The organism is Stenotrophomonas sp. 278 (genome assembly GCF_003935715.1).
Classification (GTDB): domain Bacteria; phylum Pseudomonadota; class Gammaproteobacteria; order Xanthomonadales; family Xanthomonadaceae; genus Stenotrophomonas; species Stenotrophomonas maltophilia_AH.
Window position 1 is genome coordinate 23,713 of the sequence record NZ_RHPP01000026.1, and the last position, 12,135, is coordinate 35,847.

14 protein-coding genes and 1 tRNA gene are annotated in these 12,135 nt (G+C 65.9%); 6 read left to right on the forward strand and 9 right to left on the reverse strand.

Features of this window, described 5'->3' with window-relative positions; all coding sequences use genetic code 11:
- Window positions 1-42: 42 nt before the first annotated feature.
- The gene (locus EGJ34_RS06560; protein ID WP_125359695.1) at window positions 43-1,377 is read left to right on the forward strand and encodes an MFS transporter; all 1,335 of its coding nucleotides are present in this window, start codon (window positions 43-45) and stop codon (window positions 1,375-1,377) included.
- A 117-nt stretch (window positions 1,378-1,494) separates the two neighbouring features.
- On the opposite strand, the gene EGJ34_RS06565 is transcribed toward EGJ34_RS06560, so the two are convergent.
- The 4 genes from EGJ34_RS06565 to EGJ34_RS06580 form a co-directional block, all read right to left on the reverse strand.
- Window positions 1,495-3,147, reverse strand: coding sequence for a M28 family metallopeptidase (locus tag EGJ34_RS06565; protein WP_125359712.1), 1,653 nt, complete (start codon window positions 3,145-3,147; stop codon window positions 1,495-1,497).
- 85 nt (window positions 3,148-3,232) lie between these two features.
- On the reverse strand, window positions 3,233-4,165 hold the full coding sequence (locus EGJ34_RS06570; protein ID WP_125359696.1) for an MBL fold metallo-hydrolase: 933 nt from the start codon (window positions 4,163-4,165) through the stop codon (window positions 3,233-3,235).
- Between the two features lie 59 nt (window positions 4,166-4,224).
- Window positions 4,225-4,563: a hypothetical protein gene (locus tag EGJ34_RS06575; protein WP_125359697.1), complete on the reverse strand. Its 339-nt coding sequence runs from the start codon at window positions 4,561-4,563 to the stop codon at window positions 4,225-4,227.
- 117 nt (window positions 4,564-4,680) lie between these two features.
- Entirely contained in the window at window positions 4,681-5,973 is a 1,293-nt protein-coding gene (locus EGJ34_RS06580; protein WP_125359698.1) for a tryptophan--tRNA ligase, read from the reverse strand.
- Between the two features lie 109 nt (window positions 5,974-6,082).
- Here EGJ34_RS06580 and EGJ34_RS06585 point away from each other — a divergent pair, with 109 nt between their 5' ends.
- Complete coding sequence (locus tag EGJ34_RS06585) at window positions 6,083-6,895, forward strand: hypothetical protein (RefSeq protein WP_125359699.1); 813 nt, start codon at window positions 6,083-6,085, stop codon at window positions 6,893-6,895.
- 82 nt (window positions 6,896-6,977) lie between these two features.
- Here the strand turns inward: EGJ34_RS06585 and EGJ34_RS06590 are convergent, their stop codons facing one another.
- The 3 genes from EGJ34_RS06590 to rocF form a co-directional block, all read right to left on the reverse strand.
- Entirely contained in the window at window positions 6,978-7,199 is a 222-nt protein-coding gene (locus tag EGJ34_RS06590; protein ID WP_125359700.1) for a CsbD family protein, read from the reverse strand.
- A gap of 192 nt (window positions 7,200-7,391) precedes the next feature.
- Complete coding sequence (locus EGJ34_RS06595) at window positions 7,392-7,529, reverse strand: entericidin A/B family lipoprotein (RefSeq protein WP_125359701.1); 138 nt, start codon at window positions 7,527-7,529, stop codon at window positions 7,392-7,394.
- 208 nt (window positions 7,530-7,737) lie between these two features.
- Window positions 7,738-8,661 (reverse strand): arginase, encoded by a 924-nt coding sequence (gene rocF / locus EGJ34_RS06600; RefSeq protein ID WP_125359702.1) that lies wholly within the window; start codon window positions 8,659-8,661, stop codon window positions 7,738-7,740.
- Window positions 8,662-8,972: 311 nt separating this feature from the next.
- On the opposite strand from rocF, the gene EGJ34_RS06605 reads away from it, so the two are divergent.
- From EGJ34_RS06605 to EGJ34_RS06620, 4 genes are all read left to right on the forward strand, one after another.
- Window positions 8,973-9,425, forward strand: a complete 453-nt coding sequence (locus EGJ34_RS06605; protein ID WP_125359703.1) for a roadblock/LC7 domain-containing protein — start codon at window positions 8,973-8,975, stop codon at window positions 9,423-9,425.
- Window positions 9,426-9,502: 77 nt separating this feature from the next.
- On the forward strand, window positions 9,503-9,862 hold the full coding sequence (locus EGJ34_RS06610) for a roadblock/LC7 domain-containing protein (protein ID WP_125359704.1): 360 nt from the start codon (window positions 9,503-9,505) through the stop codon (window positions 9,860-9,862).
- A gap of 64 nt (window positions 9,863-9,926) precedes the next feature.
- Complete coding sequence (locus tag EGJ34_RS06615) at window positions 9,927-10,880, forward strand: hypothetical protein (RefSeq protein ID WP_125359705.1); 954 nt, start codon at window positions 9,927-9,929, stop codon at window positions 10,878-10,880.
- Window positions 10,880-11,419 (forward strand): GTPase, encoded by a 540-nt coding sequence (locus tag EGJ34_RS06620; protein ID WP_125359706.1) that lies wholly within the window; start codon window positions 10,880-10,882, stop codon window positions 11,417-11,419. The genes EGJ34_RS06615 and EGJ34_RS06620 overlap by 1 nt, the downstream gene beginning before the upstream one ends.
- A 1-nt stretch (window position 11,420) precedes the next feature.
- Here the strand turns inward: EGJ34_RS06620 and EGJ34_RS06625 are convergent.
- Window positions 11,421-11,496, reverse strand: a tRNA-Thr gene (locus tag EGJ34_RS06625).
- Between the two features lie 41 nt (window positions 11,497-11,537).
- Window positions 11,538-12,135: SPOR domain-containing protein (locus EGJ34_RS06630; RefSeq protein ID WP_148100478.1), on the reverse strand; the 598-nt coding region annotated here is incomplete at its 5' end.

Consider the following 12,135-nt stretch of genomic DNA (forward strand, 5'->3'; position numbering starts at 1 on the left):
CTTTCCAGATCCACCGCTTCACCGCGAGGAACGATTTTCCGCATGAGCCACTCCCCCTCTCTTTCCACGCCCCTTGATGAAAAGGCGGCGCTCAAACGCTCGATCTCCAACACCCTGAAAGGCTCGGCCGGCAACCTGGTCGAGTGGTACGACGTGTATGTGTACTCGGTGTTCGCGGTCTACTTTGAATCGCAGTTCTTCTCGGCCGAAGACAAGAACTCCACCATCTACGTGTGGGCGATCTTCGCTGCCACCTTCCTGATGCGCCCGATCGGCGCGTGGTACTTCGGACGCTTTGCCGACCGTTACGGCCGCCGCCTGGCGCTGACCGTGTCGGTGACCCTGATGGCCGCCTGTTCGTTCCTGATCGCCCTGACCCCGACCGCAGCCACCATTGGCGGCTGGGCGGCACTGATCCTGCTGTTCGCGCGGCTGCTGCAGGGCTTCGCCACCGGTGGCGAGTACGGTGCCTCGGCAACCTATATGTCTGAAGCGGCCATTCCGGGCCGCCGCGGCTTCCTGTCGTCGTTCCACTACGTCACCCTGGTGGGCGGCCACGTGCTGGCGCAGCTGACCCTGCTGACCATGCTGATCTTCTGGGCCAAGCCGGAAATCTCGGCCTGGGGCTGGCGCATCGCCTTCGGCATCGGCGGTCTGGCCGCGATCGTGGTGTTCTGGCTGCGCCGGACCATGGACGAATCGCTGGGCCATGACTCCATCGAAGCCGCGCGCGAAGGCAAGGCCAAGGCCTCCGGCTCGATGCGCGAGCTGTTCGTGAACCAGTGGCGTCCACTGCTGCTGTGCTTCCTGATCACCGCCGGCGGCACCGTGGCCTTCTACACCTATTCGGTGAACGGCCCCAAGATGATCCAGAGCGCCTTTGCCGGCAACGACGTGATGACCGGCACGCTGATCAACCTGGGCGTGCTGACCTTCCTGATGCTGCTGCAGCCGGTCGGCGGCTGGCTGTCGGACATGATCGGGCGCAAGAGCCTGCTGGTGTTCTTCGGCGTCGGCGGCGTGCTGTACAGCTGGTACCTGATCACCGAACTTCCGAACCAGCATGATCCGGTGTGGGCGTTCCTGACCCTGGCCCTGGGCTTCGTGATCCTGACCGGCTACACCTCGATCAACGCGGTGGTGAAGGCGGAACTGTTCCCGACCCACGTGCGTGCACTGGGTGTGGGCCTGGGCTATGCGCTGGCCAACTCGCTGTTCGGCGGTACTGCGCCGCTGCTCTACCAGGGTGCGCTGAAGACCGGCCATGTGGGTGAGTTCGCCATCTACGTCACCGCGATCATTGCCGTTTCGCTGTTCGTGTACGTGTTCTTCCTGAAGAACAAGGGCCCGAACTGGCTCGATGGCACGCGGAAGTAAGGTATTGATGCAATTACAGAAGCGCCGGGGCATGCCCCGGCGTTTTTGTTTGGATTTCCGGGTGGCGTGGTCACGACCAACGGTCGTGACCTACCGGATGGCGCGTTCGCGGGCCCGTCAGCGGCGGGCCGCCTCGCTCTTTTCGCGGATGGCGCGGAATTCCGACCCCTCTTCCCAATGCGGCCAGCGGCGGCTGTTGGCCAGTTCCATGCCCAGGTCATACACCAGCAGGGTATCGGCGGCGTGGCCGGCCGGATCCCAGCTGGGGGTCCAGGCGTCGCAGGCCTGGTGGTAGCAGTCGGCGAAGTACTTGTCGCGCAGCGCGCGACCGGCTTCCACGCCGCCTTCCAGCTTGTCCAGGCCGGGGCCGATGGTGATCGCCGGCACGCCCAGGCGGGCGAAAGCGAAGTGGTCGGCGCGATAGAAGAAGCCGGCTTCCAGGTTCGGGTCCGGCGAGTAGCTGCGTCCGCGCGCCTTGGCCACGCGTTCCAGGTCGCCCTCCAGCGACACCCGGCCCTTGCCCCATGAGGCAATGTCGCGGGTCGCGCCGTCCGGGCTGAACATCTCGATGTTCAGCACCGCGGCGGTCTTGTCCAGCGGAGCCAGCGGGTGCGCGGCGTAGTAGTTCGCCCCCAGCAGCCCCTTTTCCTCGGCGGTCAGCGCGACGAAATACAGCGTGCGCTGCGGCTGCGGGCCGGCCGCGAACACGCGGCCCAGCTCCAGCACGGTGGCCACGCCGGTGGCGTTGTCGATCGCCCCGCGCCGGATGCGGTCGCCCTTCGCGTCGGGCTGGCCAATGCCGAAGGCATCCCAGTGCGCAGAGAAGATCACCGCCTCATCGCCGTGCGCACCGCCGGGCAGCTTGGCCACCACGTTGCGGGTGATGACCTGCTCACGCTTGAGCTTGAACTGCGCAGAGAGCTGCGCATCGCCCAGCACCACCGGCTGGAAGCCTGCGCTCATGGCCTTGCGCTTCTCGGCTTCGAAGTCCAGCCCTGCGTCGCGGAACAGCTGCTCGGCCAGTGCGCGCTGCATCCAGCCGCGTACCGGGACGTGCTGCGCCAGCGCCTGCTCCTGGGTGCGCTCGATATCGAACAACGGCGAGGTGCCCGAACTTTTCACGGTGGCCCAGCCGTATGCAGCCGGTGCGGTTTCGTGGACGATCAAGACGCCCTGCGCGCCACGGCGTGCGGCTTCTTCGAACTTGTAGGTCCAGCGGCCGTAGTAGGTGACGGCCTTGCCGTCGAACGCACCGGGCGCTTCGGCTTCGAAGTCGGCGTCATTGATCAGCACCACGGCGATCTTGCCGTGCAGGTCGACGTCCTTGTAGTCGTTCCACTGCCGTTCCGGCGCGTCGATGCCATAGCCGACGAACACCAGCGGGGCATCCTTGATGTTCACCTCAGCCTGCGGGCGCAGGCTCTGCAGGGTGACGTCGACCCCATTGGCCAGGGTCTGGGTCTTGCCCTTCTGGCGCAGCTGCGCCCGCACCGGACCATCGACCTGGGCACGCACCATCGGCACCGGCTGCACCCAGCTGCCGTCCACGCCACCGGGCTGCAGGCCCGACGCCTTGAACTGCTCGATCAGGTACTGCACGGTGCGCTCCTCGCCGGGACTGGCGGGCGCACGGCCCTCGAACTCGTCCGACGCCAGCACGCGCACATGCCGCGACAGCGCCTGCGGGTCGATGCCACCGCCGGGCAGGTCATTGGCGGCGTAAGCCAGCCCCCCCGCAAACAGACAGGACGACAGCAGCAGGATGCGCATCGGATTCACGGCAGTACACCAGGAAAAAACGGAATGCCAGAGTGTAACGTGACAACTACATGACGTCGCCACGGCTGCTCTTGAACTACCGCCTGTCCCGATCCAACCAGCACGCCAACCCCTGCGCGTTGAGCTCGATATCCATCGCCAACACCCGCACCACCGCCGCCTCATCCAACCGGCAACCATGTGCCTGCGCGCGCTCCACATACAGCTCGGTCAGTGCCGCCACCAGGCAGCGATGCCGGTCCGCACGGCCATCGCACTGCCGACCAATCTCCACCATCGCATCGATCTGCTCGATCAGGTCAGCTCCCAGTTTCGGAATGTCGCCTACGCGCCCGAAATGGGTGAGGTACACCGACTGCGGCTGCAGCGCCAGCAATCGGCCGATGGAGTGCTTGAGCGGCTCCGGATCGAACTGCACCGGCGACGAGGTAGGCACCACGAACGCGCCCTGGTCGCTGTCCAGCTCGCGATAGGACAGCCCGAATGTGTCGCCGGTGAAGGCGCTGCGGCTGCGTTCGTCCCACACGCACAGATGGTGGCGGGCGTGCCCGGGGGTGTCGATGCACAGCAGCAGCCGCCCGGCCAGGTCCACGTGGTAGCCGTCTTCGGCGATCACCACGCGCTCAGGCGACACTGGCAGGATCGGACCGTAGCTGCGGGCGATCTCCTCTGCCCCGTAGACTTCGGTGGCCCCCGCGATCAACCGCGCCGGGTCGATCATGTGCGGTGCGCCACGCGGATGCACCACCAGCTGCGCGTTGGGCAGCTGCTGCATCAGCAGACCCGCACCGCCCGCGTGGTCGAGGTGCACGTGGGTCACGATCAACCAGTCGACCTGCGCCGGGGTGAATCCCACCCGCTCGAGCGCGGCCAGCATGGCCGGCACTGACAGCCCGGTACCGCAGTCGATGAAGGCCGCGCGACCGGCCTCGGTGATCAGATAGGCAGCGCCGAAGTCGTCGCGCTGGAACGCGGTGTCGATGGTATGAATGCTGGGGTCGATAGGCATCTGTGCCTCCCTGGCGATGAAACGGGTGGGGCATCGCCCATCAGGCGATTGCCCTCAATCTACGCCGAATCGGCCGTCGCCTTCGATTCTGCTTTGGTCGCACGTCGCGCCAGCCAGCTGCCACGCAGCAGTACCGCCAGCACCAGCACGCCGAGGAAGGCCCCATAGGCATACAGCACGGCCAGCACCTGCCGCCAGATCGGGCCCGCATCGCCCTGGACCACGCCGATGTGGTGGCCCCAGAGCATGGCGACGGCACTGAGGGCAAAGGCCAGCAGCAGGGTGAGGGTGTCGAAGGCGCGGCGCGCGGCGGTGTGGGGCTGGCGTGGGAACCACCAGAACAGGGCACCCAGCAGGGTGAACCAGGGCAGGAACAGCAACAGAGACAGCCAGGGCATTGCGGTCATCCTGTTGGGGATGACTGCATCATGCCATGTGGAGCAGCCGGGCAAGCCCGGCTCTACCGTATGGCACCGACCGGTAGGTACCGACCGTTGGTCGGTACTCCACGGACATCATGCATCGCGGAGAACCGCGAGGGCAGCCAGCACCTGGTCCACCTCGGCTTCCAGCTTGAACAGCTCGCTCTGCAGCTGGTCGCCCTGTTCGGCCTGCTTGAGCACGGCGATCAGCTGGCCGGCATCGCGCGGTGAATCGAAGCCTTCGCTCTGGATCAGCAGGGTGCCGTCGCTGGCCTGCAGCTTGAAGTAGAAGCGACCGTCTTTTTCGCGATACTGCTTGAACAGCGGCGGCGCGGCGCGCAGTTCCTGCGCGTCGTCGGCGATGGCGTCGCGGGCGGTGGACAGGTCACGCAGGCCGACCGCGTGGCGCAGTTCCTTCAACAGCGGAATGGCGTACTGCTCGCGCAGCTGCTGGCCGCGGCGGCGCAGCAGCGCCTCGATCTTCTCCGGCTCGGCCATCAGCGCGTCGTAACGCTCGCGCAGCGGAGTCAGTTCCTGATCGATGCGCTCGAACAGCTGCTGCTTGGCGTCACCCCAGCTGATGCCGTCGGCGAAGGCCTGGGCAAACGCGGCAGTCTGCTCCGGGCTGGCGAAGGCCTGGTACATCTGGAACAGCGCCGAGCCTTCGGTGCTCTTCGGTTCGCCCGGGGCGCGCGAGTCGGTCAGGATCGAGAACACCAGCTTCTTCAGCTCCGCGCGCGGCGCGAACAGCGGAATGGTGTTGTGGTAGCTCTTGCTCATCTTGCGGCCATCCAGGCCGGCCAGGGTGGCGACCTGCTCGTCGATCACGACGTCCGGCAACGGGAAGTACTCCTTCCCGTATACATGGTTGAAGCGCTGGGCGAAGTCGCGCGCCATCTCGATGTGCTGGATCTGGTCACGACCCACCGGCACCCGGTTGGCCTTGAAGATCAGAATGTCGGCAGCCATCAGCACGGGATACATGAACAGCCCGGCGCTGATGCCTGCGTCTTCGTCCAGCTGCTCCTCGCGGTTCTTGTCCACCGCCGCCTTGTAGGCATGAGCGCGGTTGAGGATGCCCTTGCTGGCGATCACGGTCAGGAACCACATCAGCTCGGTGGTTTCCGGGATGTCGCTCTGGCGGTAGAACCATACCTTTTCCGGGTCCAGGCCACAGGCCAGCCAGCTGGCGGCAATCTCCAGGGTGGAACGCTGGGTGCGCTCGGGCTCCTGCGCCTTGATCAGGCTGTGCAGGTCGGCCAGGAAGAAGAAGCTCTCGATCTCCGAGGCCTGGCTGGCGGCAATGGCCGGGCGGATGGCACCGACGTAGTTGCCCAGGTGGGGCGTGCCGGAAGGGGTGATGCCGGTAAGAACGCGGGTGGTCATGGGGGAATCATGTCGGACAGGTAAACGCCCCCAGTTTACCTGCCCCGGCGCAACCCCGTTGGCCCGGGTGGCACGTTCAACCCAGTACCTTCCCAGCGGATGCGCTGCCATGAGACACCTGATCCTGCCCCTGCTCGCCACACTGGCGCTGACCGGGTTCAAGCCCTACCCACCGGACCCGGGCCTGAACTCGCCGGTGGAACTGAGCATCGTTGACCGCGGCCAAGGCAACGAGCTGCCGTACTACAGCCAGCGCGGCCAGCGCTGGGTCGCTGGCCAGAACGGTCACCCGTACAGCCTGCGGCTTACCAACCGCACCCCCAGGCGCTTGCTGGTCGTGCTGTCGGTGGACGGATTGAACGTGATCAATGGCCAGGTGGCCTCTTCGGACCAGACCGGCTACGTGCTGGAACCGTGGCAACGCGCGGACATCACCGGCTGGCGAAAGTCGCACCAGGAAGTGGCGCAGTTCGTGTTCACCGACCCGGGCCGCAGCTACGCCAGCCGAACCGGCCGCCCGGACAACGTCGGCGTGATCGGCATGGCGGTGTTCAACGAAGCGCCGTATCTCCGTCCGCCGGTGGCACCGGCAGCGCCGATGGCGCGTCAGCGCGCGCAGGTACCGGCTGCAGAGTCGGCTGACCGCGCGTTGTCGTCGGTCGAGGCGACGGGTTCGGCGGTCGCGTCGGCCCCGGCTCCGGCACTGGGCACCGGGCATGGCGCGCGCGAATCGTCGTATTCGGGAAGCACGGACTTCCGCCGCGCCAGCCCCATGCCGGTGCAGCAGGTGTCGGTCCGTTATGACAGCGAACGCAACCTGATCGCGCGCGGCATCATCCCCCGGCCGCGTCCGGTGGGGGGCGAGCCGCGGGCTTTTCCGGGCCAGTTCGTGCCGGATCCGCCGCCGTACCGCTGGCGTTGAAACGCTACATCACACACAGAAGAACGGGCCGCAGTGCGGCCCGCCTCTTCCATCACGGTGTCCGGGTCAAGCCCGGGCCCGATCAATGGTAATCCGGATATTCCTTGCGCATGGCCTGTTCGAAGTCACGGACTTCGGTTTCAGCGCGGTCTTTCGCCCAGCCATAGCGTTCCTGGAGACGGCCCGCCAGATACTCAGCGTTGCCCTCGGCCACCTTGAAGTCGTCGTCGGTCAGGTCGCCCCACTTGGCCTGCGCCTTGCCCTTCAGCTGCGTCCACTTGCCGGAAATGATGTCTTTGTTCATGGGTTGGCATCCTGTTGGAACGGCAATGTCGCCGCGGGTACAGGATGCGCAATCGCGTGTTGGCCGGCGGTCAAGCGTGAATGAAGTCCATGCTCACTTCATTGAACACGCAGACAGCACCGTGCAGCGCGCATGAAAAAAGCCGGGTTTCCCCGGCTTTCTTCGTGATGCATTCCGGCCGAAGCCGTTGCATCAATTGCCGTTGGCGGCGTCTTCCACCTTTTCACCCGCCTTCTGCACGTCCTTGCCGGCACCGGCAACGGTGTTGCAGCCGGACAGCAGGGCAACCGAGAACATCGACAACAGCATCAGTGCAATTACACGCTTCATGGGCTTCTCCTCAAGGTTCAAAAACGGCACCGCAAATCGGGTCCCACCTGTAAGACGGGCACGGGCCCGCCTTCCTGATCGCGGTGACCTCGCCGCCGTTTCCGGCAGCGCCGCCGCGTGGGTGCAATCTCGCGGTTGAGGCGTGCAATCGATGTGAACACGCGGCGGGCATTGTTCAGCCGCCCGCAGGGAAGCGCCGCTGAGGAGCTCAGTCGCGCATCAGGGTGGACTTGCCGAACAGGCTTTCCACCAGGTCTACGGCGACCTCCGCCGTGATGTTGCGGGTGTCCAGCAGCGGGTTGAGTTCGACGATATCCAGCGACCCCATCTGTCCGGTGTCGGCGATCATCTCCATCACCAGCTGCGCCTCACGGTAGTTCACGCCGCCCATGACCGTGGTGCCCACGCCCGGCGCGATGCTTGGATCCAGGAAGTCCACATCGAAGCTGACATGCAGGTGCGTGTTGGCGTCCATGCCTGCCAGTGCAGCTTCGACAGTGCGCTTCATGCCCACTTCGTCGATGTAGCGCATGTCGTAGACATCCACCTTGTGCTGCTTGATCAGGCGCTTCTCATCGGGGTCCACCGAGCGGATGCCGATCTGGTGCACCTGCTGCGGCGAGATCGCCGGCGCGCTGCCGCCCAGATGGGTCAGCGCCTCCGGCCCCAGTCCGCACAGGCACGCTACGGGCATGCCGTGCACGTTGCCCGAAGGGGTCACCTCACTGGTGTTGAAGTCAGAGTGCGCGTCGAGCCACAGCACGCGCAGATTGCGGCCCTGCTCCCGGCACCAGCGCGCCACTGCGGTAATGGAGCCGATGCCCAGGCAGTGGTCGCCGCCAAGCATGATCGGCACGCGGCCGTCCTGCAGCTCGGCATAGGTGGCGTCCATCAGCGCGCGGTTCCAGGCGACCACCTCGTCCAGATGACGGTAGCCCTGGTCGGGTGCCGTCCAGGGATTGCGCGGGCCATCGAGGTTGCCGCAGTCGCGAACGTTGACGCCACGCGCCTCCAGCGCCTGGGCCAGCCCGGCAATGCGCAGCGCCTCTGGCCCCAGCCCCGCACCGCGATGGCCGGCCCCCACGTCGGTGGGCACGCCAATCAGGGAAACCGGGGGAAGACGCTTGCTCATGCTGACTCCAAACACGATGGAAATGACCTCCCAGTCTAGTGATGTGATGGTTTTCACACTCGCGGCGTTGCAGCACCCAATACCCGCACACGGTCGTTCCACGGCGCAATGTGACCCATTGCGTCGAGCCGCGACGCAGCGTGAAAGCCTTGTGTGTCAACGGTTTGACATGCATGTGAGAGGAAGTGTGATTTACCTTTCATTAGCCAAGATGACGTCACCTGCGTGATACATTTCGCACTTCTTCGCAGTGCTGATTGACTAACCCGCAGAGGGTTGGTCTGTCGTTCGTCGTGTTCAGGGGGCAGTACGTGCAACGCAGTAACATCCATCAGATCGTCCGCAACGCCAGTGGTGAAAGCCAGCCGGCGCGCCAGCTGTATGATGCCGCCGCGATTGAAGACGCGTTCCGTCAGGCGCGCGAACGCGAATCCGGCCTGACCCTGTTGATGCTGTCCACGGCCGATGGCCGCGCTGTTGCTGAAGATTCGGCACTGGGCGTGGACGGTCGTCGACTGGCCGCGATGGCCAACTCCTTCCTTACGCTCGGTGAAACCGTCTCGCGCGAACTTGCGTTGAGCGAGGCCGACTACGCCACCATCTGCACCAAGCTCGGAAACGTGGTGCTGATCCGCATCAGCGCCGACAAGCCGCTGACCCTCACCGCTGTTGCCAGCCACGACGTCAACATGGCGGTGCTGCTGTTCCACGCGCGCGAATGCGCCGGACGCCTGCACGCCCTGCTGCCGCCGCGCGCGGGCTGACCCTTCCCGTTTTGTTGTGTCCTACCGGCAGGCGTCTGTCTGCTGCCCCCTGTGTCTGAGCAAAAAGGATTTGTCGTATGCCGAATCATTCGCTTGAAAAGCTGAACTCCCTCGCCGGTTTCGTTGGTGCGGCCCTCGTTGACGGTGACAGCGGCATGGCCCTGGCCATGGCTGGCGGCGGCAACATCAACCTGGAACTGGCGGCAGCCGGCAACACCGAAGTAGTGCGCGCCAAGCGTCGCGTGGCCACCTCGCTGGGCCTGTCCGATTCGATCGAAGACATCCTGATCACGCTGGACACCCAGTACCACCTGATCCGTCCGCTGGAAAGCAACCCGATGCTGTTCCTGTACGTGATCATGGACCGCAGCAAGGCCAACCTGGCGATGTCGCGCCACGAACTGAAGGCCATGGAAAAGACCCTGGACTTCAGCTGATCGCCTGAGGTCCACATGCAGCGCCCGCACGCGGGGCTGCATGTGGACCGTGCGACCTGTCCCGATGAATACCCCCCTTCGTAGTTTCCGCGTGGCCGCCGCGGGCCTGGATGTGCTGCACCAGACCCGGTTGAAGCTGGCCTGTTCAATGCTGCTGGCCGAGCGCATGGACGTGCAGCTGATCCCCTGGAGCGGCGAAGCCGACCTGCTGGTGATCGGCCTGGACCATGCCGACGCCGCCCGCACGCTCAGCGAAGCGAACGCGTCCAACGTGCCGACGCTGTCAATCGCGCGTCGCTACGCCGACGCCGCCTCCGGCCGCCTGCCGCACGGTGCCACCGTGCGCGACATCAACGAACAGCTGTCGAGCCTGCTGCTCAATGCGCCGGCTGCGGCTGCCGAACGCCCCTCGCCCGGCGTGCCCAAGCTGCTGCGCCTGGCGCAGATGCCGGCCAGCACGGATCTGCACCTGCTGCAGCGAGGCGGCATCAGCGCGGCGGTGGACACCACGACCCGCAGCATCGCGTTGCCGGCCTCGCTGACCCTTGCAGAGCTGGTGGCGCAGCTGGATGACAGCACGTGGTCGTCAGAAGTTGTCGATGCGGCCACCTTCCAGCACCAGTACACCTATCGCCTGCCGCAGCGCCACTCGTTCGAAGCGCTTTACTTCGCGCTTGCGCGTTACCGCCCTGAGCTGTTGCCGGCGCTCGATGCGCTGCCAGCGCTGAAACTGCGGCACTGGCCCGACCTGCACGCCGACGATGTACCGGCCAACTGGCTGCTGGCCATCGCGTGCCTGCATGCACGTTCCTGGCAGCCCGCCGCGCTGGCTGCGGCTTGCCATCTGCCGCGTAACACGGTGGAATCGCTCTTCTGTGCTGCTGTTGCCAGTGGCCTCGCTCTGAACCAGGATGCCGCCGTGCCCAGCCCCACCCGCCGTAAAGACGCCAGCGACTCACGTTTCTTCTCGTGGGTGGCCCGCCGCTTCGGCCTGAACCTGTTCCAAGGGGGTCAGTGATGAGCCTGCCCGCCAACAAGCTGGTGTTCGTCGGCAGCATGGGTGCCGGCAAGACCACTGCGGTGCGCGCGATTTCCGATATCGAACCGGTCAGCACCGAAATGCCGCTCAGCGGCGACACCGTCGGCGAAAAGGTGGAAACCACCGTCGCGCTGGATTACAGCTCGATTGAACTGGACGACGGCGAACTGCTGCACGTGTACGGCGTACCCGGCCAGCGCTACCTGGATTTCATGTGGCCGATGGTGTGCGAAGGCGCACTCGGTGTGATCGTGCTGGTCAGCGCCGGTCACCCGGAAGCCGTGGAATCGACCGTTGAGCTGCTGCAGGAATTCTCGCGGATTGCGCCGGAGGCCAGTCTGGCCGTTGGTGTGACCCGTTCGGATGAGTACCCGGCGCTGCTGATTCCGGAGTTCCGCAATGCGCTGTTCGAAGCCGGGCATCGCCTGCCGGTGATGCGCGTGGACGCCCGGTCGGCGACCCAGGTGACATTCCTGGTGAAGTCGCTGTTGTCGTATCGGTACGCTGAGACGAACTAAGTGGTGCCGACACCCGGATTCGAACTGGGGACCTACCGCTTACAAGGCGGTTGCTCTACCAACTGAGCTATGCCGGCACAGGCATGACGCGCGCCGGTTGCCGGCGCGGATGGCGATTCTAACGCAGGCGGGCGCATTCCAGCGAGCGCTGTTGTGCGGCCCCGCTGCGCTGGCGGGCTGCATTGGGGCTGGCTGCGTCAGCCAATGTCGCATCTACCCACCATTGGGCTCTGCCGTCGCCGCCGCTGGCGACCAGCCGGGCGTTGAATCCGGCGGCGCTGAGCGCGGCCATGCGCCGCTCGGCCCCCTCCCGGTTGCGGTACTGGCCCAGCGCGATGGCGTTGGCGTCTTCGCCCTGGCCGAGGATGTAGTAGTCACTGATGCCGGCGGCGGCAATCCGCTTGACCAGGGCCTGGGCCTCTTCGCGGCTGGCCGAGGGCGGCATCATCACCCGGTAGGTGCTGGCACCGGCGTTGGGGACTTCGCGCAGGCGCGAGCGCTGCAGCAGGTCGCCGGCTTTGCCCTGGGCGGCGATGGCGGCGTCGCGGCTGCTGAACGGGCCGAGGCTGAGGCACTGCGCCGCCGCGGGTGCCGGTGCTGCGGGTGCAGGTTCGGGCGCTGCGGCGACTGGCGAGACCGGCGTGGGCACCGTAGCGCTGGTCGCGACGGCGGCGGCACCGGAGGCAGGCGCTGCTGCCGGCGCTACGGCCGTGGCG

Bases quoted from the DNA above. Each gene is read 5' to 3' on its own strand.
- EGJ34_RS06595 (WP_125359701.1), bottom strand. From the start codon at position 7,529: ATGAAGCGTGTAATTGCACTGATGCTGTTGTCGATGTTCTCGGTTGCC.
- EGJ34_RS06570 (WP_125359696.1), bottom strand. From the start codon at position 4,165: ATGCCTATCGACCCCAGCATTCATACCATCGACACCGCGTTCCAGCGC.
- EGJ34_RS06580 (WP_125359698.1), bottom strand. From the start codon at position 5,973: ATGACCACCCGCGTTCTTACCGGCATCACCCCTTCCGGCACGCCCCAC.
- EGJ34_RS06620 (WP_125359706.1), top strand. From the start codon at position 10,880: ATGAGCCTGCCCGCCAACAAGCTGGTGTTCGTCGGCAGCATGGGTGCC.
- EGJ34_RS06585 (WP_125359699.1), top strand. From the start codon at position 6,083: ATGAGACACCTGATCCTGCCCCTGCTCGCCACACTGGCGCTGACCGGG.
- EGJ34_RS06565 (WP_125359712.1), bottom strand. From the start codon at position 3,147: ATGCGCATCCTGCTGCTGTCGTCCTGTCTGTTTGCGGGGGGGCTGGCT.
- rocF (WP_125359702.1), bottom strand. From the start codon at position 8,661: ATGAGCAAGCGTCTTCCCCCGGTTTCCCTGATTGGCGTGCCCACCGAC.
- EGJ34_RS06590 (WP_125359700.1), bottom strand. From the start codon at position 7,199: ATGAACAAAGACATCATTTCCGGCAAGTGGACGCAGCTGAAGGGCAAG.
- EGJ34_RS06615 (WP_125359705.1), top strand. From the start codon at position 9,927: ATGAATACCCCCCTTCGTAGTTTCCGCGTGGCCGCCGCGGGCCTGGAT.
- EGJ34_RS06610 (WP_125359704.1), top strand. From the start codon at position 9,503: ATGCCGAATCATTCGCTTGAAAAGCTGAACTCCCTCGCCGGTTTCGTT.
- EGJ34_RS06575 (WP_125359697.1), bottom strand. From the start codon at position 4,563: ATGCCCTGGCTGTCTCTGTTGCTGTTCCTGCCCTGGTTCACCCTGCTG.
- EGJ34_RS06560 (WP_125359695.1), top strand. From the start codon at position 43: ATGAGCCACTCCCCCTCTCTTTCCACGCCCCTTGATGAAAAGGCGGCG.